At 70.6% G+C, this 25,785-nt stretch carries 21 protein-coding genes; 10 read left to right on the top strand and 11 right to left on the bottom strand.

Features of this window, described 5'->3' with window-relative positions; genetic code table 11:
- Positions 1-49 precede the first annotated feature (49 nt).
- The 4 genes from pcaH to D3P35_RS16105 all read left to right on the top strand — a co-directional run bounded on the left by pcaH (position 50) and on the right by D3P35_RS16105 (position 3,708).
- A complete protein-coding gene (gene pcaH, locus D3P35_RS16120; RefSeq protein WP_118135774.1) occupies positions 50-775 on the top strand; it encodes a protocatechuate 3,4-dioxygenase subunit beta in 726 nt (241 codons plus the stop codon).
- A 1-nt stretch (position 776) separates the two neighbouring features.
- Positions 777-1,391, top strand: coding sequence for a protocatechuate 3,4-dioxygenase subunit alpha (gene pcaG / locus D3P35_RS16115; RefSeq protein ID WP_118135773.1), 615 nt, complete (start codon positions 777-779; stop codon positions 1,389-1,391).
- A gap of 85 nt (positions 1,392-1,476) precedes the next feature.
- Entirely contained in the window at positions 1,477-2,313 is an 837-nt protein-coding gene (locus D3P35_RS16110; RefSeq protein ID WP_118135772.1) for a 3-keto-5-aminohexanoate cleavage protein, read from the top strand.
- A gap of 72 nt (positions 2,314-2,385) precedes the next feature.
- Positions 2,386-3,708, top strand: a complete 1,323-nt coding sequence (locus tag D3P35_RS16105; RefSeq protein ID WP_118135771.1) for an adenylosuccinate lyase family protein — start codon at positions 2,386-2,388, stop codon at positions 3,706-3,708.
- A 619-nt stretch (positions 3,709-4,327) separates the two neighbouring features.
- Here D3P35_RS16105 and D3P35_RS16095 read toward each other — a convergent pair.
- The 4 genes from D3P35_RS16095 to D3P35_RS16080 all read right to left on the bottom strand — a co-directional run bounded on the left by D3P35_RS16095 (position 4,328) and on the right by D3P35_RS16080 (position 8,596).
- Positions 4,328-5,167 carry an ABC transporter permease subunit gene (locus D3P35_RS16095; protein WP_118135770.1) on the bottom strand — a complete coding sequence of 280 codons (840 nt, stop codon included), beginning with the start codon at positions 5,165-5,167 and terminating at the stop codon, positions 4,328-4,330.
- On the bottom strand, positions 5,167-6,069 hold the full coding sequence (locus D3P35_RS16090) for an ABC transporter permease subunit (protein WP_118135769.1): 903 nt from the start codon (positions 6,067-6,069) through the stop codon (positions 5,167-5,169). Before D3P35_RS16090 ends, D3P35_RS16095 begins: the two co-directional genes overlap by 1 nt.
- A gap of 329 nt (positions 6,070-6,398) precedes the next feature.
- Positions 6,399-7,508 (bottom strand): ABC transporter ATP-binding protein, encoded by a 1,110-nt coding sequence (locus D3P35_RS16085; RefSeq protein ID WP_118135768.1) that lies wholly within the window; start codon positions 7,506-7,508, stop codon positions 6,399-6,401.
- On the bottom strand, positions 7,505-8,596 hold the full coding sequence (locus D3P35_RS16080) for a polyamine ABC transporter substrate-binding protein (RefSeq protein ID WP_118135767.1): 1,092 nt from the start codon (positions 8,594-8,596) through the stop codon (positions 7,505-7,507). Before D3P35_RS16080 ends, D3P35_RS16085 begins: the two co-directional genes overlap by 4 nt.
- A 434-nt stretch (positions 8,597-9,030) precedes the next feature.
- Here D3P35_RS16080 and D3P35_RS16075 point away from each other — a divergent pair, with 434 nt between their 5' ends.
- From D3P35_RS16075 to D3P35_RS16055, 5 genes are all read left to right on the top strand, one after another.
- Positions 9,031-10,785 carry an acetolactate synthase 3 large subunit gene (locus D3P35_RS16075; protein WP_118135766.1) on the top strand — a complete coding sequence of 585 codons (1,755 nt, stop codon included), beginning with the start codon at positions 9,031-9,033 and terminating at the stop codon, positions 10,783-10,785.
- Positions 10,786-10,807: 22 nt separating this feature from the next.
- Positions 10,808-11,398, top strand: coding sequence for an acetolactate synthase small subunit (gene ilvN / locus D3P35_RS16070; RefSeq protein WP_118135765.1), 591 nt, complete (start codon positions 10,808-10,810; stop codon positions 11,396-11,398).
- Positions 11,395-12,516, top strand: coding sequence for a ketol-acid reductoisomerase (ilvC, locus tag D3P35_RS16065; protein WP_118135764.1), 1,122 nt, complete (start codon positions 11,395-11,397; stop codon positions 12,514-12,516). The genes ilvN and ilvC overlap by 4 nt, the downstream gene beginning before the upstream one ends.
- Before the next feature lie 154 nt (positions 12,517-12,670).
- Positions 12,671-13,129: a DUF1036 domain-containing protein gene (locus D3P35_RS16060; protein WP_118135763.1), complete on the top strand. Its 459-nt coding sequence runs from the start codon at positions 12,671-12,673 to the stop codon at positions 13,127-13,129.
- 255 nt (positions 13,130-13,384) lie between these two features.
- Positions 13,385-13,903, top strand: coding sequence for a hypothetical protein (locus D3P35_RS16055; RefSeq protein WP_118135762.1), 519 nt, complete (start codon positions 13,385-13,387; stop codon positions 13,901-13,903).
- An 86-nt stretch (positions 13,904-13,989) separates the two neighbouring features.
- On the opposite strand, the gene D3P35_RS16050 is transcribed toward D3P35_RS16055, so the two are convergent.
- The 5 genes from D3P35_RS16050 to D3P35_RS16030 all read right to left on the bottom strand — a co-directional run bounded on the left by D3P35_RS16050 (position 13,990) and on the right by D3P35_RS16030 (position 22,881).
- Complete coding sequence (locus D3P35_RS16050; protein WP_118135761.1) at positions 13,990-15,555, bottom strand: trimethylamine methyltransferase family protein; 1,566 nt, start codon at positions 15,553-15,555, stop codon at positions 13,990-13,992.
- Between the two features lie 287 nt (positions 15,556-15,842).
- Positions 15,843-16,772: a zinc ABC transporter substrate-binding protein gene (locus D3P35_RS16045; protein ID WP_118135760.1), complete on the bottom strand. Its 930-nt coding sequence runs from the start codon at positions 16,770-16,772 to the stop codon at positions 15,843-15,845.
- 109 nt (positions 16,773-16,881) lie between these two features.
- A complete protein-coding gene (locus D3P35_RS16040; protein ID WP_118135759.1) occupies positions 16,882-20,442 on the bottom strand; it encodes an ExeM/NucH family extracellular endonuclease in 3,561 nt (1,186 codons plus the stop codon).
- A 211-nt stretch (positions 20,443-20,653) separates the two neighbouring features.
- Positions 20,654-22,294, bottom strand: a complete 1,641-nt coding sequence (locus D3P35_RS16035) for a chloride channel protein (protein WP_118135758.1) — start codon at positions 22,292-22,294, stop codon at positions 20,654-20,656.
- A gap of 95 nt (positions 22,295-22,389) precedes the next feature.
- Positions 22,390-22,881 carry a thioesterase family protein gene (locus D3P35_RS16030; RefSeq protein ID WP_118135757.1) on the bottom strand — a complete coding sequence of 164 codons (492 nt, stop codon included), beginning with the start codon at positions 22,879-22,881 and terminating at the stop codon, positions 22,390-22,392.
- Positions 22,882-22,953: 72 nt separating this feature from the next.
- On the opposite strand from D3P35_RS16030, the gene D3P35_RS16025 reads away from it, so the two are divergent.
- Complete coding sequence (locus D3P35_RS16025; RefSeq protein ID WP_118135756.1) at positions 22,954-24,327, top strand: FAD-binding oxidoreductase; 1,374 nt, start codon at positions 22,954-22,956, stop codon at positions 24,325-24,327.
- A gap of 151 nt (positions 24,328-24,478) precedes the next feature.
- Here D3P35_RS16025 and D3P35_RS16020 read toward each other — a convergent pair whose 3' ends face one another.
- Both D3P35_RS16020 and D3P35_RS16015 read right to left on the bottom strand, forming a co-directional pair.
- On the bottom strand, positions 24,479-24,949 hold the full coding sequence (locus D3P35_RS16020; protein ID WP_118135755.1) for a cytochrome c: 471 nt from the start codon (positions 24,947-24,949) through the stop codon (positions 24,479-24,481).
- Between the two features lie 86 nt (positions 24,950-25,035).
- The gene (locus tag D3P35_RS16015) at positions 25,036-25,704 is read right to left on the bottom strand and encodes a DNA-3-methyladenine glycosylase I (protein WP_118135754.1); all 669 of its coding nucleotides are present in this window, start codon (positions 25,702-25,704) and stop codon (positions 25,036-25,038) included.
- Positions 25,705-25,785 lie beyond the last annotated feature (81 nt).

Below are 25,785 nucleotides of genomic sequence, written 5' to 3'. Positions count from 1 at the left end.
CCCCATCCCCCGCCAGGGTCTCGCCCAGGGAGAGAAGGAGACGACAGCGATGTCCGACGGAGCATATTTCCAGCGCGACAGGCAGTGGCACCCGCCCGCCTATGCGCCCGGCTACAAGACCAGCGTGAAGCGCAGCCCGCAGGCGGCGCTGATCTCGCTCAACAACACCATCTCGGAGATGACCGGGCCCGTGTTCGGCCACAACATGCTGGGCGAGCTCGACAACGACCTGGTGCACAATTACGCGAAGCCCGGCGAGAGCGCCATCGGCCAGCGCATCATCGTCTACGGCCGGGTGCTCGACGAGAACGGCCGCGGCGTGCCCGGCGCGCTGGTGGAGTTCTGGCAGGCCAATGCCGGCGGGCGCTACCGCCACAAGAAGGAAACCTACCTCGCGCCGCTCGACCCGAATTTCGGCGGCTGCGGGCGGGCGATCACCGATGACGAGGGCGGTTACCGCTTCCGCACCATCCAGCCCGGCGCCTACCCCTGGCCCAACGGCGTGAACGACTGGCGCCCCGCCCATATCCATTTCTCGGTCTTCGGCCATGCCTTCGCGCAGCGGCTGATCACCCAGATGTATTTCGAGGGCGACCCGATGATCTGGCAGTGCCCGATCGTGAACACCATCCCCTCGCGCGAGGCGGTGGAGAGCCTGATCGCGCCGCTCGACATGAACAACACCATCCCGATGGACGCGCGCGCCTACAAGTTCGACATCGTGCTGCGCGGCCGCCGCTCGACGATGTTCGAGAACCGCATGGAGGGGAACTGAGATGCAGGGCCTGGACCAGCTGAAGGAAACCGCGTCGCAGACCGCGGGCCCCTACGTGCACATCGGCTGCGTGCCGAATTTCTGCGACATCACCGGCGTCTTCCCGGAGGATCTGGGCTGCCGGATGGTGAACGAGCACACGAAGGGCGAGCGCATCACCGTGCGCGGCCGGGTGTTCGACGGCACCGGAACCCCCCTGCGCGACGCGCTGATCGAGGTCTGGCAGGCCGATGCCGAGGGGCTCTACCCCAGCCCGCAGGAGAAGCGCGGCATGGCAGACCCCAACTTCACCGGCTTCGGCCGCTCGCCCGGCGACATGGCCACCGGCGAATACGTGTTCGAGACCGTGCGCCCGGGCACCGTGCCCTTCATCGACGGCCGGCCGATGGCGCCGCACATCACCTTCTGGGTGGTGGCGCGCGGCATCAACATCGGCCTGCACACCCGGATGTACTTCCCCGATGACGAGGAGGCGCTGAAGGCCGACCCGATCCTGATGCGCATCGAGCACCAGGTGCGCGTGGCCACGCTGGTCGCCGAGAAGACCGGGGAGGCGGAGTACACGTTCAACATCCACCTCCAGGGCCCGAAAGAGACGATCTTCTTCGACATCTGACGCAACACCAGCCACAGGCTCCGCCCGTAGGGTGGGTCCGGGAGGGGAGGCACTCCCCTCCCGAATGCCTTTCCGGAGAACCGACATGTCCAATCCCTGCATCCTGTGCGTCGCGATCACCGGCTCGCTGCCCACGAAGGAGAACAACCCCGCGGTGCCGATCACCGTCGCCGAGCAGATCGAGAGCACGCAGGAGGCCTTCGAGGCCGGCGCCACCATCGCCCATTGCCACGTGCGCAACGACGACCAGACCCCCTCCTCGGACCCCGAGAAATTCGCCGCCCTGAAGGAGGGGCTGGAGAAGCACTGCCCGGGCCTCATCGTGCAGCTCTCCACCGGCGGGCGCTCGGGCGCGGGGAAAACCCGCGGCGGCATGCTGCCGCTCTCCCCCGACATGGCCTCGCTCTCGGTGGGCTCGAACAACTTCCCCACCCGGGTCTACGAGAACCCGCCCGACCTCGTGGACTGGCTCGCCTCCGAGATGCTCACCTACGGGGTGAAGCCGGAGATCGAGGCCTTCGACCTCTCGCACATCCACCAGGCGGTGGCGATGCAGAAGGACGGCCGGCTGAAGGGCCCGCTGCACATCCAGTTCGTGATGGGCGTGAAGAACGCGATGCCGGTGGACCGCGACACGTTCGAGTATTACATCCGCACGGTGAAGCGCCTCGCCCCGGATGCCACCTGGTGCGGAGCCGGCATCGGGCGCTTCCAGGCGACGCTGAACGAATGGTCGATCGAGCTCGGCGGCCACACGCGCACCGGCATGGAGGACAACGTGCGGCTCGACAAGACCACCCTCGCGCCCTCCAACGCCGCCCTGGTGAAGAAGGCCGCCGACCTGTGCGAGAAATACGAGCGCCCCGTCGCCACCTGGCAACAGGCGCGCGAGATCCTCGGCCTCCCGCTCCGCGCCGCCTGACGTAATTGGGGAGGGGAGGCCCCCTCCCCTCGCCCCCTCCTCCCGCAGCGCCCTGTTCCGATACGAGGCTCCATGGCTATCTCCCCCTTCGACAGCGTGATGTTCCGCGAGCTCTACGGCGACGCGGAGGCGGCGGCGCTCTTCACCGACACCGCCCAGCTCCGCGCCATGCTGCTGTTCGAGGGGGCGCTCGCCGAGGTGCAGGGCCGGCTCGGGATCATCCCGCAGGACAGCGCCTTCTTCATCGCCCGCGCCGCGCGCGAGGTGCAGATCGACCCCGCCGGCCTCGCCGCCGGCACCGCGAAGGACGGCGTCACCGCCCCCGCCCTCGTCGCCGCCTTCCGCAAGGCCATGGAGGCCCCGGAGCACGCGAAGTGGATCCACTGGGGGGCCACCAGCCAGGACGTGATCGACACCGCCCTCGTGCTGCGCCTGCGCCGCTTCCTCGAGATCATGGAGGGCCGGCTCGAGGCCCTCGAGGCCACCCTCGCGCAGCAGGCCGCGCGCCACGCGGGCACCGTGCTCGCCGCCCGCACCCGCGCGCAGATGGCCACGCCCACCACGCTGGGTGCGAAGATCGCGGTCTGGGCCGCGCCCCTCGCCCGCCACCGCGAGCGGCTCGCGCAGATGCGCCCGCGCCTGCTCACCGTCAGCCTCGCCGGCGCCTCGGGCACCAACGCCGCCCTCGCCGGGCGCGGCACCGAGGTGATGGAGGGGGTGGCGGCCGAGCTGCGCCTCGCCGCCTCGCCGATCCCCTGGCACGCCGCGCGCGACACGATCGCCGAACTCGCCGGCTGGCTCGCCATGGTCACCGGGTCGCTTGGCAAGATGGGCACCGACATCATCGCCCTCACCCAGTCGGAGATCCGCGAGATCTCCGCCGGCACCGGCGGCGCCTCCTCCACAATGCCGCACAAGTCGAACCCGGTGGAGCCGGAGGCGCTGGTCACCCTCGCCCGGCGCGCCGGCGGCGACCTTTCCACCATCCAGAACGCGATGCTCCACGCCCAGGAGCGCGACGGCGCCGCCTGGGCGCTGGAATGGATGGCCCTGCCCGCGCTCTGCATGGGCTGCGCCGCCGCCCTGCGCCACGCCCGGGCGCTCGCCGAAACGATCGAAGCGAACCCGGACCGCATGCGCGCCGACATCGATGCAACCAGCGGCATGATGATGGCCGAGGCGGCGGTGTTCGCCCTCTCCGCCCACATGCCCCGCCCCGAGGCCCAGGCCCTCGTGAAACGGGCCTGCGCCGAGGCCCTCGCGCACGGCACCACCCTCGGCGCCACCCTCCCCGGCCTCACCGACGCGCCCCTCGACTGGGACACCGTCCTCGACCCCGCCAGCTACACCGGCGACGCGCCCCTCTACCCCGGCCGGCTGACCACCGGGGACTGAGCGCAGCGGCCTTTCGGCCGAGGCCCACCTCAGCCGCCTGCCGAGAGCCGGAAACGGCCCGAAGCCACGCCGCGCCCTCCCGGCCACCCGGCTGTCGCGCCGCTGAAGCCGAGCCCCGGCTGGCGCCGCTGCGCGCTGGAAGCCCGATCACCCCCGGAGCCGACAAACGCCGGGCAGGCCTGGCCCGTGACCTGCTTCAGCACCAGGCAGCCCGCGCCCCGATCTGGTGACAGGAGGGGAACTGCAGACTCCAGATCTCGCAGAAGCCGATGCCGACCAAGCCCCGGAACCCGCCCCATTCGGGCGGAGAGCCGGAGAGCCGGAGAGCCGGAGAGCCGGAGAGCCGGAGAGCCGGAGAGCCGGAGAGCCGGAGAGCCGGAGAGCCGGAGAGCCGGAGAGCCGGAGAGCCGGAGAGCCGGCCATGCCTGACACCGCCTGTCAAGCCACGCCTCGCGCCCGCCCCGCATCTCCGAGATGGCGGACAAGGCCACGGGCGCCACCGCCCCGCCGTGAGACCGGCCGGGCCCGGGCGCCGGGCCGCCCGCGGCCCGTTCCCCGAGCGGGGGCTCGATGCCCCCCGAGGGGAAGGCTCGCCGCGCGCGCGACGGCCGGTGCCCTCTCAGGCGTCGCCGCGCATGGCGCGCTGCTCGTCGCGGCGGCGCATGCGCTCGGCGCGGCGCATCTGCCAGGCGCCGAGAACCACCCCCAGCGCCACCACCGCCATGATCAGCGTGCCCAGCGCGTTCACGTCCGGGCTCACGCCGAGCCGCACCTTGGAGAAGATCAGCATCGGCAGCGTCGAGGCCCCGGGGCCGGAGACGAAGCTCGCGATCACCAGGTCGTCGAAGGACAGCGTGAAGCTCAGCAGCCAGCCCGAGATCAGCGCCGGCGCGATCACCGGCAGGGTGATCTGGAAGAAGATCCAGGGCTGGCGGCCGCCGAGATCCTGCGCCGCCTCCTCGATGGAGCGGTCGAAATCGGTGAGCCGCGCCTGCACGACCACCGCCACGTAGGCGAGGCAGAAGGTGGAATGCGCGATGATGATGGTAAGCAGCCCGCGCCCCGACGGCCAGCCGATGATCTGCTCCATCGAGATGAACAGCAGCAGCAGCGACAGGCCGGTCACCACCTCCGGCATCACGATGGGCGCCGTGGCCATGCCGGTGAACAGCAGCCGGAAGCGGAAGCGCCCGAAGCGCGACAGCACGAAGCCCGCCAGCGTGCCGAGCGCGGTGCCCAGCGTGGCCGAGATCACCGCCACCTGGATCGAGATCCACGCCGCGTTCAGCACCGCCTGGTTGCGGAACAGCTCCACGTACCATTGCGTCGACCACCCGCCCCAGACCGAGACCAGCCGCGAGGCGTTGAACGAGTAGATCACCAGGATCAGCAGCGGCACGTAGAGCAGCAGGAAGCCCACCGCCGCGGTGAGAAGCAGGAACAGCCGTCCGCGGGTCATCACACCTCTCCCCTCAGCGCCGAGGAATTGCGCAGCATCATGAACGGGATCACCAGGAAGGCGAGCATCGCGATCGCCACCGCCGAGGCCACCGGCCAGTCACGGTTGCCGAAGAACTCGGTGTAGAGCACCTTGCCGATCATCAGCTGGTCGGGCCCGCCCATCAGCGCCGGGATCACGTATTCGCCCACCGCCGGGATGAACACCAGCAGGCAGCCCGCCGCGATGCCCGGCCCCGAGAGCGGCAGCGTCACCTGCCAGAAGGTGCCGAAACCCGAGGCGCCGAGATCCGCCGAGGCCTCGAGCAGGCTCTCGTCGAGCTTCTCGAGCGTGGCATAGAGCGGCAGCACCATCAGCGGCAGATAGGTGAAGACGATGCCGAGATAGACCGCGAAATCGGTCTGCAGCATCTGCAGCGGCGCGTCGATCACCCCCAGCCATTGCAGCACGGTGTTGATGTAGCCGTTGGGGCTCAGCAGCCCCAGCAGCGCGTAGATGCGCAGGAGCGACGAGGTCCAGAACGGCAGCACCACCAGCATCAGCAGCGTGGTGCGGGTGGAGGGCGAGGACCGCGCGATCAGGTAGGCCATCGGGTAGGCGATCACGAGGCAGAAGAAGGTCGAGACCAGCGCCATCCAGATCGAGTTGAGGTAGGCGGTGATGTAGAGCGGGTCGTCGAGCAGCCACTCGTAGTTGAAGAGCGAGCCCACGTAGGCGGGCAGCCAGCTGTCCTCGCTCCACTCCAGGATCGGCCCGTAGGGCGGCTGGGCGATCATCCCCTCCGAGAGCGAGACCTTCAGCACGATGGCGAAGGGAATGAGGAAGAACAGCAGCAGCCAGACCATCGGGATGCCGATGACCAGGCGCTTGCCGATGCGGGAGCGGCCGGGGGTGTCGCTCATCTCGCTCTCCTGTTCTGCGGGCCCGGGGGCCCTGGTCCGGAGCGGCCCCTGGGGCCGCTTGTGGTCTGGGGTGCGGGGGCACGGGAGGTGCCCCCTCGGACTTCTGCCGGCCGGGCCGGCTGTGGCGGCGCAGCCTGCGCCGCGGGGCGCCCGGGCATCGAGCGACGGCCTGGCCCGGGCCGGAGCGATGGCCGGGCACGCACGCCGGGGCCAGGATCAGGCCCGGGTGGGCGGGCCGATGGAGCCGGGCCGACGCGACCGGGTCCACGCGATCTGACCGGGCAGGCCGGATCAACGGGGACACCCCCGCGCCCGGCGCGCTCCCGGGCTCAGTCGGTCAGCACCAGCGCGCCCTGGGGCGAGAAGCTCACGCTCACCTGGTCGTCCCAGTCGATCGGGGCCTCGCCCTCGCGGGCGCGGTTGGTGCGCGCCACCTTCAGCCGCACGCCCGAGGGCATGCGGATGCGGTACTGGGTCATGTCGCCCCGGTAGGCGAGCTCCTCCACCTGGCCGAGCAGCGTGGTGGCGGTGAGATCGCGCGACAGGGTGATCTTCTCCGGGCGCACCGCGAGCCAGGCCTTCGCGCCGGCGGCGGGGGCCGCCTCGCAGGCCGCCTCCACCACCCCGCCGAGGCCCGGGCAATCCACCCGCAACAGCCCCGGCGCCCCGCCGGGCCCGAGCACGCCGGCCTCCAGCATGTTCACCGAGCCGACGAAATCGGCGATGAAGCGGTTTTTCGGGAACTCGTAGATGTGCCGCGGCGTGTCGACCTGCACCAGCACGCCCTGGTCCATCACGCCGATGCGCTCGGCCAGCACCATCGCCTCCTCCTGGTCGTGGGTCACCACGATGAAGGTGGTCTTGAGCCGGTCCTGGATCTGCATCAGCTCGTACTGGGTGTCCTCGCGCAGCTTGGCGTCCAGCGCCGAGAGCGGCTCGTCGAGCAGCAGCACCTTGGGCTGCTTCACCAGCGCGCGGGCGAGCGCCACGCGCTGGCGCTGGCCGCCCGAGAGCTGGTGCGGCTTGCGGGAGGCGAAGGGCTTCAGGCGCACCATGTCGAGCATCTTCGACACCCGGTCGGCGATCTCGGCCTTCGCCACCCCCTCCTGCCGCAGGCCGTAGCCCACGTTGCGCTCCACGCTCATGTGCGGAAACAGCGCGTAGCTCTGGAACATCATGTTCACCGGCCGGTCGGCCGGGCCGACGCCGATCATCGGCTGGCCGTCGATCTCGATCACGCCCTCGTCGGGCGTCTCGAAGCCTGCGAGCATGCGCAGCAGGGTGCTCTTGCCCGAGCCCGAGCCGCCGAGCAGGCAGAACAGCTCGCCCCGGCGGATATCGAGCGAGAGATTGTTCACCGCGGTGAAATCGCCGAAGCGCTTGGTGATGCCGGAGAGGCGGATGAACGGCGCCTCTCCCTGCGACTGCTGCTGGCTCATTCGCCGGTCTTGATCTTGGTCCAGAGACGGTTGACCACGCGGTCCACCTTGCTGTCATACACCGGCGCGCCCCAGAGCCGCTCCTTGGCGGCCTCGGTGGGGAAGATGCCCGGGTCGGACTTGATCTCCTCGTCGACCATCGGCATCGAGGCGGCGTTGGCGTTCGCGTACCACACGTAGTTGGTGATGTCGGCGGTGATCTGGGCGTCCATGATGAAGTTGATGAACTCCAGCGCGAGGTCCGGGTGCGGCGCGTCCTTCGGGATCGCCAGCATGTCGAACCACTGCAGCGCGCCCTCGTCGGGGATCACGTACTTGATCTCGACACCGTTCTCGGCCTCCGCCGCGCGGGCCTGGGCCTGGAACACGTCGCCCGACCAGCCGATCGACACGCAGACATCGCCGTTCGCGAGGTCGTTGATGTACTGGGAGGAGTGGAAGTAGCGCACGTAGGGGCGCACGGCCATCAGCGTCTCGGCGCCCTTCTCGAAATCCTCGCGCTCGGTGGAGCGGGGGTCGAGCCCGGCGTAGTTCATCGCGATGGGCAGGATCTCGGTCGGCGCGTCGAGCATCGAGATGCCGCAGGAGGCGAGCTTCTCGGCGTTCGCCGGGTCGAGCACCAGCGCCCAGGAATTCAGCGGCGCGTCCTCGCCCAGGGCTTCCTTCACCTTCTCGACATTGTAGCCGATGCCGGTGGTGCCCCACATGTAGACGACCGAATGCGCGTTGCCCTCGTCATAGACGGCGGCGTTCTTCATCAGCTGCGCGTCCATGTTGGCGAGGTTGGGCAGCTTGGACTTGTCGAGCTCCATGTACACCCCCGCGCCCACCTGCCGGCGCAGGAAGTCGGAGGTGGGCACGACCACGTCATAGCCCGAGTTGCCGGCCAGCATCTTGGCCTCCAGCGTCTCGTTGCTGTCGTAGACGTCATAGTTGACCTTGGCCCCCGTCGCCGCCTCGAACTTCGCGATCGTGTCCTCGGCGATGTAGTCCGACCAGTTGTAGACGTTCAGGACCTTGTCCTGAGCCGCGGCCTGGCCCGCCGTGAGAGCAAGCGCAGACACGAGGCAGAGGGCAGTGGTTTTCATGCGGATTCTCCCGGTTGGTAGTGTTCCCCTTGCCCCGACTATAGGAGCGCCCCCGCGCGTTGCGAAAGGGATTTCTTGCGTCGCGGCAACCGGTTCGCGCCGCATCGCGGCAAGCCCGGTGTGCAGCGCAACAGGCACGCGAGTCGGCCGCCGGAATACGTGAAATTTCTCCGCAGCCGGGTTTGTCGCAAGAAAATGACAAGTTTTCGGCCTTTCGAGACACAAATCGGGGCTTTTATGGGTTGACCATCGGGAATCCGGTGGTATCTAGGGCCGCGGAGGAAAGATGCCCATGACCATCAGCATCATCGTACTTGGGAAGCGCGCGCCCCGGCGGAGGTAGGACACCCCGCAGGACCCGCGCGCATGACCCCCGGACCGGGGGTTTTTTTATTGCCGGCGCCCGCCTCCGGCGCCGAGATGGAGATGAACCAATGACCCGTCAGATGACCGGTGCCCAGATTGTCGTTCAGGCCCTGAAGGACCAGGGTGTGGACACCGTATTCGGCTATCCCGGCGGTGCGGTGCTTCCCATCTACGACGAGATCTTCAAGCAGAACGACATTCGCCACATCCTCGTGCGCCACGAGCAGGGCGCGACCCATGCCGCGGAGGGCTATGCCCGCTCCACCGGCAAGCCGGGTGTCGTTCTCGTCACCTCCGGGCCGGGTGCGACCAACGCCGTCACCGGCATGACCGACGCGCTGCTCGACTCGATCCCGATGATCGTGCTCACCGGCCAGGTGCCCACCTTCATGATCGGCACGGACGCGTTCCAGGAGGCCGATACCGTCGGCATCACCCGGCCCTGCACCAAGCACAACTGGCTGGTGAAGGACACCGACGAGCTGGGCGAGACCATCCACAAGGCCTTCCATGTCGCCACCTCCGGCCGCCCCGGCCCGGTGCTGATCGACATCCCCAAGGACGTGCAGTTCGCCACCGGCACCTATTTCGGCACCGAGCCCACCCGGCCGTGGAACTACAACCCGCAGGTGAAGGGCGATTCCGACGCGATCATGGACGCGGTCGAGCTGATCGAGCGCGCCGAGCGCCCGATCCTCTACACCGGCGGCGGCGTGATCAACTCCGGCCCCGAGGCCAGCCGCCTGCTGCGCGACCTCGCCGCCTCCACCGGCTTCCCGGTCACCTCCACGCTGATGGGGCTCGGGGCCTACCCCGCCTCGGGCAAGGCCTGGCTGGGCATGCTGGGCATGCACGGCACCTACGAGGCCAACATGGCCATGCACGATTGCGACGTGATGATCTGCGTCGGTGCGCGCTTCGACGACCGCATCACCGGCCGCATCGACGCCTTCTCGCCGCGCTCGCGCAAGGTGCACATCGACATCGACCCCTCCTCGGTGAACAAGGTCATCCATGTCGACGTGCCGATCATCGGCGATGTCGCCAACGTGCTCTCCGACATCCTGGAGGCCTGGCGGGCCCGGGGCGCGCGCACCCGCGCCGCCGAGATCGAGGACTGGTGGACCCAGATCTCCGGCTGGCGGGCGATGAAATGCCTCGCCTACAAGCCCTCGCCCACGGTCATCAAGCCGCAATACGCGCTGGAGCGGCTCGAGGCCCTCACGAAGGACCATGACCGCTACGTCTGCACCGAGGTCGGCCAGCACCAGATGTGGGCCGCGCAGTTCCTGCATTTCGACGAGCCGAACCGCTGGATGACCTCCGGCGGCCTCGGCACCATGGGCTACGGCGTGCCCGCCTCCGTGGGCGTGCAGATCGCCCATCCGGAGGCGCTGGTCATCAACGTGGCCGGCGAGGCCTCCTGGCTGATGACCATGCAGGAGATGCTCACCGCCGTGCAGTACGGCGCCCCGGTGAAGCAGTTCATCATGAACAACGAGCGGCTGGGCATGGTGCGCCAGTGGCAGCAGCTGCTGCACGGCGAGCGCTACTCGCAGTCCTGGTCGGAGGCACTGCCCGATTTCGTGAAGCTCGCCGAGGCCTTCGGCGCCAAGGGCGCCCAGGTGTCCGACCCCGCCGACCTCGACGACGCGATCGCCCAGATGCTGGCCCATGACGGGCCCTTCATCCTCGATTGCCTGGTCGAGAAGCACGAGAACTGCTTCCCGATGATCCCCTCGGGCAAGGCGCACAACGAGATGCTGCTCGGCGAGGCCTCGACGGATGGTGCCATCGACACCTCCGGCGCGGTCCTGGTCTGAGCGCGGCAAAGGAGAGACGGACATGAACGCCCTCGCCCTCAAGAAAGGCGCCTCCTCGAAAAGCGCCTACAACCTGCGCGACCCGCATGCCGAGCGCGTGGAGCGCCACATCATCGCGGTGCTGGTGGACAACGAGTCCGGCGTGCTGGCGCGCGTGATCGGGCTGTTCTCCGGCCGCGGCTTCAACATCGACAGCCTCACCGTGGCCGAGGTCGACCACCTCGGGCATCTCAGCCGCATCACCGTGGTCACCTCCGGCACGCCCGAGGTGATCGAGCAGATCAAGGCGCAGCTCGGCCGGCTGGTGCCGGTGGTCGACGTGCATGACCTCACGGTGGAGGCGCCGCATGTCGAGCGCGAGCTCGCCCTGGTGAAGGTGCGCGGCACCGGCGCCGACCGGGTGGAGGCGATGCGCATGGGCGAGGTGTTCCGCGCCCATATCGTCGACACCACGCTGGAGAGCTTCGTCTTCGAGATCACCGGCGCGCCGGACAAGATCGACACGTTCATCGAGCTCATGCGCCCGCTGGGCCTGGTGAACGTGGCGCGCACCGGTGTCGCCGCCATCACCCGCGGGCCCGGCAAGCTGGAGCGCGAGCGCGGCCACGGCTGACACCCCACGCGGCCGCGGCCCCCGGGCCCGGCCCCTCCCCCCTTTTCCGGCGTGCGCGCCGGGCAAGAGACCACCAGAGAGAGAAGGAACGCCAGATGCGCGTCTATTACGATCGCGATTGCGACATCAACCTGATCAAGGGCCTCAACGTCGCCATCGTCGGCTACGGATCGCAGGGCCATGCCCATGCCCAGAACCTCAACGATTCCGGTGCCAAGAACGTGGTCGTCGCGCTGCGCCCCGGCTCCGCCTCCGCCGCCAAGGCCGAGGCCGCCGGCCTGAAGGTGATGGGCATCGCCGAAGCCGCCGCCTGGGCCGACGTCATCATGATGTGCATGCCCGACGAGCTGCAGGCCGAGACCTACTACGCCCATATCCACGACAACCTGCGTGAGGGTGCGGCCATCGCCTTCGCCCACGGCCTGAACGTGCATTTCAACCTCATCGAGCCGAAGCCGGGCGTCGACGTGATCATGATGGCGCCCAAGGGCCCCGGTCACACCGTGCGCGGCGAGTTCGTGAAGGGCGGCGGCGTGCCCTGCCTCGTGGCCGTGAACCAGAACCCCTCGGGCCGCGCGCTCGAGATCGGCCTCTCCTACTGCTCGGCCATCGGCGGCGGCCGCTCGGGCATCATCGAGACCGACTTCAAGGAAGAGTGCGAGACCGACCTCTTCGGTGAGCAGGCCGTGCTCTGCGGCGGCCTCGTCGAGCTGATCCGCATGGGCTTCGAGACCCTGGTCGAGGCGGGCTACGCCCCCGAGATGGCCTATTTCGAGTGCCTGCACGAGGTGAAGCTCATCGTCGACCTCATCTACGAGGGCGGCATCGCCAACATGAACTACTCGATCTCCAACACCGCGGAGTTCGGCGAATACCACTCCGGCCCGCAGATCCTGCCCTACGACGAGACCAAGGCGCGGATGAAATCGGTGCTGAAAGACATCCAGGACGGCCGCTTCGTGTCCGAGTGGATGCGCGAGTACAAGGCCGGCATGCCGATGTTCAAGGCGATCCGCCGCAACAACGACGCCCACCAGATCGAGGAAGTCGGCGAGAAGCTGCGCGCCATGATGCCCTGGATCGGCTCCAACAAGCTCGTCGACAAGTCGAAGAACTGATCGCGGCGGGCCCTGCCCCGCTGCCTCCCGGGCCGCCGCCGGCCCGGGCAGACCACCGCGCCCGGCCCAGGCGGGCCGGCGCGCCCTTCCGCCGCTCCGGAAACCTCCGCGCAACCACTGGCCGCTAGGCTGGGGCCGTTCCGCGGAGATGTTCATGAAAGCGCTGCCCCCCTTCCCCGCCTCCCGCCTCGCCGTGCTTCTCGCGACGATGCTCGCCGTGCTTCCGGCCGCGGCGCCGCCCGCCGCCCCCGTGGCCCCCGCCGCCCCGCTGCTCCCCGCCGGGGCGCGGGAGCGCGCCTTCGAGATCATCCTCGTGAACCGGTGTGACCGGCGCATCCAGGTGGGCGTCAACATGATGGACACGCAGGGAGACTGGAGCACCCGGGGCTGGTTTCCGCTCGAGCCGGGCGAGAGCACGGTCGTCGGGTCCACGCGCAACCGGATCTACTATGTCTACGCCGAGACCATCGCCCCGGAAGCGCGGCGCCTCTACTGGTACGGCGAGGACATCTGGCGCCGGATCCGCGGCTCGCAGGACGACTACGGCTTTCTCGAGCGCCGCATCGACCGGGAAGACTGGGGCCCCTGGAGCCACCGCTTCACCTGCGACTGACCGCCGGCCGGCCGGCTGCTCCGCCTCGCGAGATCCCGGAGCCGGGCCGGCGCGCGCGCCCCGGGGGCGCCGCCCTCCCTGCCGCACGCCTGTCGCGCCCGGCGGGCGGACCAATCCGCGGATCGGGCCCGGAACCATCCGCCGCGGCCGGCGTTTTCCACCCAGATGGCCGCCCGGGGGCGGTCGAAGGCTCAGCACACGCCCCGAGAAAACAGGGCAAGGACTGAGAACACAGAGCAAAGGAGGAACTCCGCCATGAAACGGACCTTTCTGCCCATCGCCGCGGTCGTGAGCGTCATCGCATCCGGCCCCGTCCTGGCCCAGACCTACGGCACCGGCACGCCGCAGGGCAACGTGGTGCCCGGCCCCACCGCCGTGATCACCGCGCCCTCCTCCGCCGCCGTGGTTCCCGCCCAGCCCGTGGCAGCACCCGGCATGGTGCACGACGAGCGCGACCTCAAGACCCATATCGGCCGCGCCGAGTTCGCCGCCCAGCTCCAGACCGAGGACCAGGTGGCCCGCATCGTGAAGGAGGCTTACGGCTCCAACGTCCATCACGGCGGCCAGCTCGACGAGGCGACGCTGCAGATGCTCACCCCCGGCAACATGATGCCGACCACGGTGCGCGAGCAGTCCGTGCCGTCGCGCATCTCCGGCGAGCTGCCGCATTCGCAGAGCGGCACCCGCTGGGCCCGCGTGGGCAACAACCTCGTCGAGATCGCGCCCACCGGCGAGATCGTCACCACCGTCTACGACGTGGTGCCGGCGAGCTGACGGAGGCCGCGGCGCCGCGCGCCGGCGCACCCGGACACCGGACACCCCCCGCGGCCTCGCCGCGGGGGGTTTTGCCTGCCCGGGGCTCAGAAATCGGTCGGCGCCCCGCCCTCCCGGCGCCGGCGCTCGACGAATTCCGCCAGCTCCTCGGCGATGGCCGGGTCCATCGCCGGCGGCTCGTATTCCGAGAGGATGCGTTTCCAGCGCGCCATCGCCCGCTCCGGGGTCTGCACCGCGCCCGCCTCCTCCCAGGCCTTGTAGTTGCGCCAGTCCGACAGGAACGGCTCGTAGAACGCCTCCTGGTAGCGGGCCTGGGTGTGGGCGGCGCCGAAGAAATGCCCCGAGGGCCCCACCTCGGCGATGGCATCGAGCGCCAGGTCGGCCTCGCTCACGCCGACGGGTCGGTTGTAGTGCATCACCTGCTGGAGCATCTCGCAGTCGATCACGAATTTCTCGTAGGAGGCGCAGAGCCCGCCCTCCAGCCAGCCCGCGGCGTGGTAGACCATGTTCGCCCCGCCCGAGACACAGGCCCAGAGCGAGAAGCCGCTCTCCCAGGCGGCCTGCGCATCGGGCGCGTTCGCGGCACAGGCGTTGGAGGCGCGCAGCGGCAGGCCGTAGAACCGCGCCATCTGCCCCGACATCTGCGTGGCGCGCATGTATTCCGGCGTGCCGAAGGCCGGCGCCCCGGAGCGCATGTCGACGTTGGAGGTGAAGGAGCCCATCACCACCGGCAGGCCCGGCCGGATGGCCTGGCAGAGCACCAGCGCACAGAGCGCCTCGGCCGTCTGCTGGGCGATGGCGCCCGCCAGCGTCACCGGCGCCATGGCCCCGGCGAGCGTGAAGGGCGAGACCACCACCGGCTGGCCGCGCCGCGCCAGCCGCATCGCCCCGTCGAGCATCGGCCAGTCATGCTTGAGCGGGCTCGAGGAATTGATGTTGGTGAACATGCGCGGCGCCGCGTCGAATTCCTCCGGCGTCAGCCCGGCGGCGATGCGCACCATCTCCATCGCGTCCTCGATGCGCTCGGGGCCCAGCGCATAGGCATGCACCGCCTTGTCGGTGAGGGTGAGCATGTCGTGCAGGCAGTCGAGATGGCGGGTGGAGGCGTGCAGGTCCACCGGCTCCACCGGGTAGCCGCCGTTGAAATGGATGCAGTTGAAATGCTGGGTGAGGCGCAGGAGGTCGCGGAAACTCTCCCGGTCGCCGCTGCGCCTTCCGCGCTCGAGGTCGGAGCAGCTCGGCGGCGAGGAGACATTGCCGAACACCGTGCCCCGGCCGCCGATGCCGATCGCCCGCTCCGGGTTGCGCGGCGTGATGGTGAAGGCGGAGGGCGCCAGCGCGATATGCGCGCGCACCATCTCGCGGTCCATGCGCACGGAGCGGCTGTCGCGGTCCACCGTGGCGCCGGCGCGGGCCAGCACGTCGAGCGCGCCGTCATGCAGGAAGAGGATGCCGATCTCCTCGAGGATGCGCATCGCCGCGTCGTCGATGGCGCGCACGCCCTCCTCGGTGAGCGGGGTGGTGGGGCTGTCGAGGATCTCCGGCAGGCTCCAGGGCGATTGCCGCAGCGCCGTTGCCGCTGCCCGGCGGTCGGTGCCGCCCTGCCCGCCGCCCCTGCGCCCCCGCCCGCGTCGCCCGCCGTCGCTCTCCATGCCGCTCTCCCCGCCGCTGCCCCGCCTCGCGGGGGGGCCGGAGCCCCCCGGGGCAGCCTAGACCGGGCCGGCCCCCCGGCGATACGCCCAATGCGACACACCCGCCCCCCGGGAGCGACGCGCAGCCCTCGCCCCGGGCGCCGCCCGGGACCGTGCCCGCCCGCCTCGGTGTGCGCGCGCCCCTCCGGGGCATTTCCGCGCCTCCGGATGTCCGGTCCTGCTCCCCTCCGGATGTCCGGTCCTGCTCCCCTCCGGATATCCGGTCCTGCTCCCCTCCGGGGAGGCGACTACTCCATCTCTCCCGGGGCGAGGCAGGTCTCGAAGCTCTCGGCCATCGCCTCGATCAGCGCCGCGTAGAGGCCGGGTCCGGGCGCGAGGGTGCTGCCCAGCGGGTCTATCACGCCGAGTTTCGCGCCAGTGCCCTCCACCAGCCGCCGGGCGATGGCGGGCGAGAGCTGCGGCTCGGTGAACACGCAGACCACGCCGCCGGCGGTGATCTCGTCGCGCAGCCCGGAGACATGCGCGGCGCCCGGCAGGCCCGCGTCCGAGTGCTGCACGGCATCGAGATGCGCGAGGCCGAAACGATGCTCGAAATGCCCGTAGGCGTCGTGGAACACCATGTAGGGCCGGCGGGCGAGCGGGCGCATGCGCTGCTCGATGTCCCTCTCCTGCTCCGCCAGCCGCGCCACCGCGGCCTCGGCGTTCTCGCGGTAGAGGGCGGAATTCGGCGGGTCGGTCTCGGCCAGGGCATCGGCGATCACCGGCAGCCAGATGCGGGCCACGGCGGGGTTGAGCCACAGATGCGCGTCGACGGCGGCATGCGCCCCGCTCGCCGAGGTGACATCGGTCCCCGGCGGCAGGGGCGGCAGCGGCAGGCCCGGCACCTCGGCAAGCTCGATCACGTAGGCCCGGCTGGCGAGCGAGCCCAGCGGCTTCTCCAGCCAGGGCGTGAGCGCATGGCCCACCACCAGCACGAGGTCCGCCTCCGCCAGCATGCCCGCCTCGGAGGGGCGCATCGCGTAGTCATGCGGCGAGGCGCCGGAGCGGATGAGCAGGCCCGGCGCGGGCATCTCCACCCCCTCGGTCACCTGCATCACCAGGCTGCGCACCGGCGCGATGTCGACGACCACCCGCGGCGCATCGGCCGCCGCGCCGGCCGTCGCCGCCCCGAGAAGGGCCGCGAGCAGGCTGGCGAGGAAGTTCGGCGGACGCGGCATCTCGGGGCTCTCCGGGCTCGGGCTCAGCCCCCAGATAGCCGCTGTCCGGCGGGCGGGCAAGCGGCCAGTTACATTGTAACGAGCCCCCCCGGGGGGCGGCCCGCGCGCCTCAGGCGATGACGAAGATGAAATCCTCCGCCCCGAGGTCGGTGAGCGCGGTGTCGCGCAGGCGCAGCACCTCGCCGGTCTCGGTGGCCAGCACCACGTTGCCGTGCCGCTCCGCGAGGTCGTCCTGCAGCTCGGCGAAGCCGGCGTAGCCGAAGGCGGTGACGTCGATCCGGTCGCCCTCCGCGGCAGAGAAATCGGCCGCCACGTCCACCTCCGCGCCGAGGTCGAGGCGGAAGATGTCCGCCCCCGCCCCGCCGCGCAGGATGTCGAAGCCCGCGCCGCCGGAGAGGATGTCCGCGCCGTCGCGGCCCATCAGCCGGTCGTCGCCCGCCCCGCCCTCGATCACGTTGTCGCCGTGGCTGCCCACCACGAGGTTGGCGCCGTCATTGCCGGCCACGTCGATCCCCGCCTCGCCGCGCAGGCGGATCTCGAACACGCCCTCGCCCAAGCTCAGCACGCCGGAGACCGGCGCATCGGCGCGGAAGGTGAGCGCGTCGGCCGTGACGGTGAGCGCACCGAAGGCCCCGATCGCCGCACCGTCGTCCACGTTCACCCGCCAGCCGTCCTCGGCGGCGGCGAGCGCGCGGTCGAGCCGGGCGAAACCCTCCACCCGGTCCCAGCCGCCCTCGCCGTCGGGCATCGCGATGCGCACGTCGGCCACGAGGTTGATGCCCACGATCACCGGGTCATGGTCGGAGTTGCGCAGCGGGCTCTCGCCGTCGAACATCCCCGGGTCACGGCCGAAATCGGTGTTGTAGTCGAGCGCGTCGGCCTCGTCGGAGTTCGCGTGCCACTCGGTGACCCCGGCCACCAGGCTCGCCCAGCGTTCGTTGGCAAAGGCATAGTCGAGCGTGCCGGTGAAGCCGTCGAACACGTAGGAATACGCCTCCTCGCCGATGAATTCCTGCGCGAGGTCGACGAAACCGGCGTCGATCAGCGCCTGCACCGGGTCTTCCATGGCGTAGGAATTGTAGTCGCCCAGCATGATGGTGCGGCCGCTCTTCTCGCCGGTGGGGGCGGTGTCGAGCCAGGCGGCGAGCTCCAGTGCCGCGGCAAGGCGGGTGGCGTTGTTGGCCCCCGCGCCGTCGCCCTGGTCCTCGTCCGCCGGGTCGCCCGAGAGGCTGCCCTTCGACTTCAGGTGGTTCACCACCGCGGTGAAGGACTTGCCGCTGTCGAGATCGCGGAAGGACTGGGCGATGGCCGGGCGGTTGAGCTCGGAGCCGGTGCCGAGCGGGTCGAGGAAGGCCTCGCTGTCGAGCAGCGCGAAATCGCCCCGGGTCTCCACGCTGTCGGTGCGGTAGATGAAGGCGCCGGTGATCGCGTCGCCCCCCACGGTGCCGGTGTTCACGTAGTCATAGGTGCCCGCACCCAGCTCGGCGTTCAGCGCCGCCACCAGCGTGGCGAGGGGGGTGGAGTTCGGGTCGTTCTCGATCTCCACCAGCCCCACCACGTCGGCGTCCATCTCCACCAGGGTGGTGACGAGCTTGTCGAGCTGGCGCTGGTATTCCTCCGCCGTGTCGGCGCCGCGCGGGTCATGGCCCAGCGCGGTGGTGACCCCGCTCTCGTCGATGGTGGTGAAGAAGTTGAGCACGTTGAGGCTCGCCACCCTGATGTCGCCGCCCACGTCCTCGGGGGTGGTGTCGGCGGGGTTGGTGTTCTCGAACACGTTCTCGCCATCCTCGGTGGCGCGCACCCGCCAGGTGGCGTTGGAGGAGGAGTTGCCGGCCCACTGGTAGTCGAGCACGCCGGTGAGATTGCCGATCGTGTCGCCCATCGAGGGGGCGTTGGCGGTGGTGAACGGGTCGAACCCGTCGAGGTTGGTCACCGGGGCGTTCTGTTCGTTCAGCCCGTCGTCATAGGTGATGGAGAGCTGGCCGGTCTGCTCGAGATAGGCGGCATAGCCCTCGGCGTCCGGCGCGTTACCTTGCGTGTACTGCATCGGCCGCTCGCCCTGGATGAGGCGGATCTCGTTGAAGCGGTCGAGGTTGAACATCTCGGTGATGGTGAGGCTCTCGGTGAAGCTCACCAGCATGCCTTCGGCAAACTCCAGGTCGGGGATGATGTCGCCGTCCTGGTTGGTGGTGGTGCCCGCGGTGGAGAGGTCGATCTCCGTCGCGGTCGGCAGCGCGTTGCCCGAGCTCTCGACGGTCACGGAGCTGACGGAGCCGAGCTCGGTGAGGCCGAAATACTCGGTCACCGTGCCCACGACGGTCACCACGTCGCCCACCTGCACATCGGTGCCGAAGGCGCCGTCGAACACGAAGAGCCCCTCGGAGGTGAGGGCATTGCCGTCGGCGTCGGCGTCCTCCTCCTGCAGGTAGAAGCCGGAGAGGTTGCGGCCGTCATCCGCGTCGCCGTCCTGGAAATCGCCGGTCACCACGGCGCGGATCTTCACCACCTGCCCGTCGAGGGGCGAGGCATCGCCCTCCCCCTGCACGGCGGAGATGAGGGTGATCTCCTCCGGGTCGGGGTCGCCGGGGTCGCCGGGGTCCTCGGAGGCGGGGTTGTCGGCGCCGGGCGTGCCGTCGGGGGTGGAGAAGTTGAGCGGGGCCTCCGACCAGGCGCCGCCGTTGCCGTCCCGGAAGCCGCCGGAGGGCAGGAAGCTGCCGTCCGGCCCGATCACCGCGGCGGCATAGGCGGTGCCGCCGCCATCGGTGAAGGACACGGCGTCGCCGGCCTCGGCCCAGGGGGTCGCGTCGAGCGTGCCGTCATCGTCGGTGTCGAGGTCGTCGCCCACCGCACCGGTGAAATCGCGCACCAGCATGTAGGTGGAATTGCCGTTCTCGAAGCTGTTGTCGGCGATGGCGAGGTCGGCCGTCACGCCGTAGGCGCTCTCGGCGGCGGGGCTGGCGAGCAGGAACAGCCCGTCCGCGCCGATGCTCGCCCCGTCGAGGCTGATGGCCAGGTCCACCGTCCCGCTGTCGCCGCTGTCGCCGTCGAGCCCGACCAGGCTCCAGCCGTCGAGACTGGCGCCCGCCGCGCCGAAGAGCTCGGCAAACTCCCAGTCGGTCGAGGAGGTGGAGACCTGCATCTCGTTGATCAGCAGCGGCACCGTGGCGTCATGGCTGCCGAGGCCGGAGAAATCGTCCGTGGCCGTGGCGGTCCAGCTTGTGGCGGGGTCGAAGGCGTCCGTGGGGTCGGTGTCGGGCTCGGTGAGGGAGGCGATCCGGCGCAGGGTCATGTCCTGCGTGCCCGGCGCGCCGGTGCCCCATTCCGTGCCGGGGTCGGTGCCCACCTGGCCGATGGAATCGAGCACCTCCGCGCCCTTGCGCAGCACGATCGCGTCATCGCCGTTGAAGAGCCCGGCGCCGGTGGTCTGGTCGGCCACGGCGAGGATGGCGGGGTCGGCCGAGGCATGGGCGAAGACGAACACCTCCCCCGGGGCCACGCTGCCGGTGAGCGCGAAGCTCGTCGGCGTGGTGCTGCCGTTGAAATAGAGCTCGATCACGTAGCCGCCGGCCGCGAGGTCGATCGCCTCGCCGGTGGGGTTATACAGCTCCAGCGCCTTGTTGTTGCTCGAGCCCTCGACGTATTCGGAAAAGAAAAGGTCGGTGAGCGCCATCGGTCGGTTCCTCGGGGTCTGTGCCGTGCCGCGCACGGGGGGCCTGTTCGGGGGGCACTCTGACCGGGTCAGGCAACAGAATTGCGTCAGCCGCGCGACGGCCGGCGGCATTGCGCGGCGCCCCGGAGCATTGAGGCATCCCCGCGGCGGCCGATCTACCCTTATGGTTGTACGGAGCCCTGCGACACTCCACCGCAGGGCGAGGCGCGCTTCAGGAATGTTCCTCCCGCGCGGCCTTCACCAGCGCGGCGGAGAAGGCGCGCAGCGCGTCGGCCTCGTGCAGCAGCGCCACCGGCCGGCCCTCGCGCAGCACGGCGAGCACCGGCACGGCACCGCCGTGGAAGAGGGTGAGCGCGTGGTCGAGGGTCTCGCGCTCCTCCACCGTGCGGCCGTCGGCCACCAGCGCCTCCACCCGCACCGCGTCCTCGGGGGTGAGGGGGCGGGTGAAGGGGATCAGCGACAGGGTGGAGCAGATGTAATCCTGCGCGCCCAGGGCCACCGGCTTCTTCTGCCGCGCGAGCTGGGTGAGGAAGAAGGAGCGGGTCATCAGCCGGCTGGCGAGGGCAGAGGCGAGCGAGACCGACACCATCACCGCAACCCCGGTCTGCCAGTCTCCCGTCAGCTCGAAGACGATCATCGTGGTGGAGAGCGGCGCGCCCAGCACCCCTGCCGCCACCGCCCCGGTGCCGGCCAGCGCATAGAGCGCCTCGGTGCCCGAGACGCCGGGCATCAGCGCGGTGGCGACATGGCCGAAGGCAAGCCCGGTGAGCGCGCCCACCATCAGCGAGGGCGAGAAGATGCCGCCCCCCATCCGCCCGCCGAAGGTGAGGGCGACGGCCAGCACCTTGGTGGCGGTCAGCACCACCGCGGTCCAGAAGCCGAACTCGCCCAGCAGCGCGCTGCTCGTGGTCTCGTAGCCCACGCCGATGATATGCGGAAAACCCAGCGCCAGCAGCCCCAGCAGGAAGCCCGACACCCCCGGCCGCACCCAGCGCGGGATGGCGAGCGCCTTCGTCACCGTGTCGGCCACGCCCTCGGCCAGCATCACCGAGCGGGTGAGGATGGCGGCCACCAGCCCGCTCAGCAGGCCCAGCAGCATGAAGGCGGGCAGCTCGACGTAGAATTCGAGCTGGTTCACCGGCAGGTGGAACTCCGGCACGTTGCCGATGTGCAGCCGGCTCACCACCGCGCCGGCCACCGCCGCCACCATGATGGGCGCGATGGCATGCAGCGCGAAATGGCGCAGCACCACCTCGAGCGCGAAGAGCGCCCCGGCGATGGGCGCGTTGAACGAGGCGGCCACGGCGGCGGCGGCGGCACAGCCCATCAGGTCGCGCGCGGTCAGCCCGTCGGCTCCGATGCGGTCCGACACCCAGGAGGAGATGACGGCCCCGAGATGCACCACCGGCCCCTCCCGCCCGGTGGAGCCGCCGGTGGAGAGGGTGATGAGCGAGGCGAGCGCCGAGGCCAGCCCGGCCCGCCGCTCCACCCGGCCGTCGCGCAGGGCGGCGCCCTCGATCACGTTGGCCACCGAGTGCACCTTGCCGTCGGCGGTGAAGCGCTGCAGCAGCAGCCCCACCGCGAGCCCGCCCAGCACCGGGATCGCCACCACGAGATACCAGGGCGCGGAGGCGAGCGTGGTGGCCAGCGTCGCGTCATCCGCGCCGTAGAGGAAGGTCTGGATGGCCGAGATGGCGAGGCGGAACGCCACCGCCGCGTAGCCCGCCACCAGCCCGGTCGCGAGCGCGATGAGCCAGAAGCGCGCCTGCCCCGGCCCCCGGGTGCGCAGCGCCAGCCAGCCGCGCCGCAGATCGGTCAGGGCATCGGCAAACGGGCGGGAGAGCGGGGGCAAGAGGCGTTGTCCGGCAAGGGCTTCGGGGCGGGTGCTCCATCATCTCATCACGGATAGGTCAACAAAGTGCAACCCCCCGTGCGTGCACCGCGTCTTCAGCCCTTGCGGCGGATGCCGATGGGCGCGCCGGCCTGGGCGGGGCGCTCCAGCCCGGCATGGGCGTGGCACAGCGCCGCGATGCGGGCCTGCGCCGCCTCCGGATAGGCCACCGAGCGGCGGGTGGTGAGATCGACGTTCATCAGCAGCTGCTCGAGCGTGGCGCAGAGCGCGCCGTCGGATACCCGGGTCATCTCGGCGAAAACGTGCAGCCGCTTCGCATCGGCGTCGAGCAGGCGGAAGCTCACCCGGAAGGCCGCCCCCTCCAGCAGCTCGTCGAGGTAGTGGATGTGGCTCTGCAGCGCGTAGGGCCCCTGCCCGGTCTCGGCCACCCAGGCCTCGCCCACCCCCAGCGCATCGGTGAGGAAATGCTCGATCGCCCGGTCGAAGGCGATGGAGTAGTAGCCCACGTTCATGTGGCCGTTGTAGTCGATCCAGCCGGGCTCGACGGTCTGCTCCGGGGCGGTGAAGGGGCGGTCGGTGACGGGCATGCGGTGTCCTCTTCCGTCTCGGGCGGCGCGGGCCTATGGTGACGCCCGATTTGCACGCCCGAGGAGCTTTCGATGCCGCACGATACCGCCATTGCCCGCCTGCGCAACCTGCTGGGCGACCGTCTCAGCACGTCGGAGGCGATCCGCGACCACCACGGCCAGAACGAGAGCTACTACCCCGTCACCCTGCCCGATGCCGTGGCCTTCCCCGAGACCACCGAGGAGGTGAGCGGCGTGATGAGGATCTGCCACGAGGAAGGCTGCCCGGTGGTGGCCTGGGGCACCGGCACCTCGCTCGAGGGCCACGCCCTCGCCTTCCACGGCGGCATCACCCTCGACCTCAGCCGGATGGACAAGGTGCTCGCCGTGCATGACGAGGATCTCGACGCCACCATCCAGCCCGGCGTCACCCGCGAGGCGCTCAACACCGAGCTGCGCGCCACCGGCCTGTTCTTCCCCATCGACCCGGGCGCCAACGCCTCGCTCGGCGGCATGGCGGCCACCCGCGCCTCCGGCACCACCGCGGTGCGCTACGGCACGATGAAGGACAACGTGCTCGCCCTCGAGGTGGTGCTGGCCGACGGCCGCGTCATCCGCACCGGCTCGCGCGCCCGCAAGAGCTCGGCCGGCTACGACCTCACCCGGCTCATCGTCGGCTCCGAGGGCACGCTGGGCATCATCACCGAGCTCACCGTGAAGCTGCACGGCCAGCCGGAGGCGATCTCCTCGGCCATCTGCGCCTTCGAGGACATCGAGACCGCGGTGAGCGCCGTGCAGATGGTCATCCAGATGGGCATCCCGGTGGCCCGCATCGAGTTCGTCGATTCCATCTCCATCCGCGGCTTCAACGTGCATGCCGGCACCGCGATGCCCGAGAAGCCGCACCTGTTCCTCGAGTTCCACGGCTCGGAGAGCGCGGTGGCCGAGCAGGCCGAACGGGTGGGCGAGATCGTGGCCGAGTTCGGCGGCGGCGACTTCCAGTGGACCAACAAGCCCGAGGAGCGCAACGCCCTCTGGCACATGCGCCACAACGCCTACTACGCCTCCAAGGCGCTGCGCCCCGGCTGCTGGGCGCTCACCACCGATGTCTGCGTGCCGATCTCGCGCCTGGCCGAGGCGGTGGCCGTCACCCGCGCCGACATCGACGCAAGCTCGCTCGAGGCCACCATCCTGGGCCATGTCGGCGACGGCAACTACCATTGCGCCATCCTCATCGACCCCGACAGCCCGGCCGAGCTGGCCGAGGCCAAGGAACTCGCCCACCGCATGAACACCCGCGCCCTCGAGATGGGCGGCACCGTGACCGGCGAGCACGGCGTGGGCCTGGGCAAGATGAAATACATGGACGAGGAGCACGGCGCCGCCTGGGCCGTGATGGCCGAGATCAAGCGCGCGCTCGACCCCACCAACATCCTCAACCCCGGCAAGATGGTGCAGGTGAACTGACGCCCCCGCCCGCGCGCCCCGCGCGCGGGCCCCGCCATGGCCCTCGGCGGGTCCGGCTGCCCGACATGCCTCCGCCCCCTGCCCTCGGCCGTCGCGCCTGCGCCCGGGCTCAGGGCTCAGGGCTCAGGGCTCAAGGCTCAAGGCTCGGGGCTCAGGGCGCGAGATACCCGGCGTGGCAGGCGGTGCAGGCGGCGCGCACCGCGCGGGTTTGCGGGCCGACCAGCGCGGCACCCCCGGCGGCGAGCCCGCGGGTGAGCGCGCCGGTCGCCTCTTCCAGCGCCAGCGCCCGGGCGAGGAAGCCGCCGGGATCGGTCCAGACCTCCTGCCGCGCGCGGCTCGCGGGGCCCCAGCGGCTGGCCGGCGTGTCGGGAAAGGCGTCGGCCAGGCTGCCGGCCCAGACCGACAGCCGCACCGCGAGGTCGATGGCGAGCCCGGTGTCGGGCGCGAGCCTGCCATCGGTCATCCGCTCCAGCGCGTCGAGCGCCGCCTCCATCGCGTACATGCCCTCCTGGCGCTGCAGGATGCTCTCGGAGACATGGGGCGGCGCCTCCTGCGCCGGCACGGGGGCGGCGGGGAGGCAGGGCAGCACCGCGGCGCACGCGGCGGAAAACGACAGGCGCATCGGCCGATTCTCGATCTGACAGCCGGGAACAGGCCCGGGCCGGCGCGGAGCCTAGGCCCGGGCGGGCGCGACGTCCAGAGCCCGGCTCAGCCGATGCTGAAGGCGAGCACCCGGCTGATCTGCGCGAGGCTGCGCCCCGATTGCGCGCCCCAGGCGTTGAACGCCGCCTGCACCGCCGCCATGTCGCGCTGCGATGACGGGGGCTTCGCCACCACCCCCTCGGCCACCAGCCGCGCGCTCACGTCGGCGGAGAGCAGGTAGCCGTCGCGCCCCATCTCGCGCAGCACCCGCTGGCCGGTGACCCCGCCCAGCCGCGCGCCCCGCTGCGAGAGCAGGCGCAGCAGCCCGGCATGGTCCGACACCGGCCAGCCGGCCACGAAGGCGCCCATGCTGCCGTGCTCTTGCGCGATCGCACGCAGGAAACCGGCATTGGCGGTGACGGCGGCGAGCTTCGCGCCGTTGCGCACGATGCGGCTGTCGGCGAGCAGCCGGTCCATCTCCGCGTCGTGGTACATCGCCACCCGGGCGGGGTCGAACCCGCCGAACGCCGCCTCGAAGCCCGGCCAGCGCGCCTCGATCACCTGCCAGTTGAACCCGGCCTGGAACAGGCAGCGCGCCATGGTCGACAGCCAGCGGTCATCCGTGGTGGCGCGCAACGCCTCCACCGCCACGGGCTGCGGCAACATCCGCTCCAGCGCCTCCGCCCCGCCCTTCCGCGCGGCGGCGATGGCATGGATTTCGTCGAAGGATCTCACCCGCGCCCTCCCCGTCCTGACCGGGCCCCAGCATGCCCGCTCGCCGCACGGCCGCCAAGCGCCGATCCCACCGCAGCGCCC

Source organism: Oceanicella sp. SM1341, assembly GCF_003448965.1.
Taxonomy (GTDB): Bacteria; Pseudomonadota; Alphaproteobacteria; order Rhodobacterales; family Rhodobacteraceae; genus Paroceanicella.
This window is presented reverse-complemented; position numbering and strand designations above follow the sequence as displayed.

Excerpts from the sequence above, each read along its gene's own strand:
- D3P35_RS16090 (WP_118135769.1), bottom strand. The coding sequence starts at position 6,069 with ATGAGCGACACCCCCGGCCGCTCCCGCATCGGCAAGCGCCTGGTCATC.
- D3P35_RS16025 (WP_118135756.1), top strand. The coding sequence starts at position 22,954 with ATGCCGCACGATACCGCCATTGCCCGCCTGCGCAACCTGCTGGGCGAC.
- D3P35_RS16095 (WP_118135770.1), bottom strand. The coding sequence starts at position 5,167 with ATGACCCGCGGACGGCTGTTCCTGCTTCTCACCGCGGCGGTGGGCTTC.
- D3P35_RS16110 (WP_118135772.1), top strand. The coding sequence starts at position 1,477 with ATGTCCAATCCCTGCATCCTGTGCGTCGCGATCACCGGCTCGCTGCCC.
- ilvN (WP_118135765.1), top strand. The coding sequence starts at position 10,808 with ATGAACGCCCTCGCCCTCAAGAAAGGCGCCTCCTCGAAAAGCGCCTAC.
- D3P35_RS16020 (WP_118135755.1), bottom strand. The coding sequence starts at position 24,949 with ATGCGCCTGTCGTTTTCCGCCGCGTGCGCCGCGGTGCTGCCCTGCCTC.
- D3P35_RS16075 (WP_118135766.1), top strand. The coding sequence starts at position 9,031 with ATGACCCGTCAGATGACCGGTGCCCAGATTGTCGTTCAGGCCCTGAAG.
- D3P35_RS16080 (WP_118135767.1), bottom strand. The coding sequence starts at position 8,596 with ATGAAAACCACTGCCCTCTGCCTCGTGTCTGCGCTTGCTCTCACGGCG.
- D3P35_RS16105 (WP_118135771.1), top strand. The coding sequence starts at position 2,386 with ATGGCTATCTCCCCCTTCGACAGCGTGATGTTCCGCGAGCTCTACGGC.
- D3P35_RS16055 (WP_118135762.1), top strand. The coding sequence starts at position 13,385 with ATGAAACGGACCTTTCTGCCCATCGCCGCGGTCGTGAGCGTCATCGCA.
- pcaG (WP_118135773.1), top strand. The coding sequence starts at position 777 with ATGCAGGGCCTGGACCAGCTGAAGGAAACCGCGTCGCAGACCGCGGGC.
- D3P35_RS16050 (WP_118135761.1), bottom strand. The coding sequence starts at position 15,555 with ATGGAGAGCGACGGCGGGCGACGCGGGCGGGGGCGCAGGGGCGGCGGG.
- D3P35_RS16085 (WP_118135768.1), bottom strand. The coding sequence starts at position 7,508 with ATGAGCCAGCAGCAGTCGCAGGGAGAGGCGCCGTTCATCCGCCTCTCC.
- D3P35_RS16040 (WP_118135759.1), bottom strand. The coding sequence starts at position 20,442 with ATGGCGCTCACCGACCTTTTCTTTTCCGAATACGTCGAGGGCTCGAGC.
- D3P35_RS16060 (WP_118135763.1), top strand. The coding sequence starts at position 12,671 with ATGAAAGCGCTGCCCCCCTTCCCCGCCTCCCGCCTCGCCGTGCTTCTC.
- D3P35_RS16045 (WP_118135760.1), bottom strand. The coding sequence starts at position 16,772 with ATGCCGCGTCCGCCGAACTTCCTCGCCAGCCTGCTCGCGGCCCTTCTC.
- D3P35_RS16030 (WP_118135757.1), bottom strand. The coding sequence starts at position 22,881 with ATGCCCGTCACCGACCGCCCCTTCACCGCCCCGGAGCAGACCGTCGAG.
- pcaH (WP_118135774.1), top strand. The coding sequence starts at position 50 with ATGTCCGACGGAGCATATTTCCAGCGCGACAGGCAGTGGCACCCGCCC.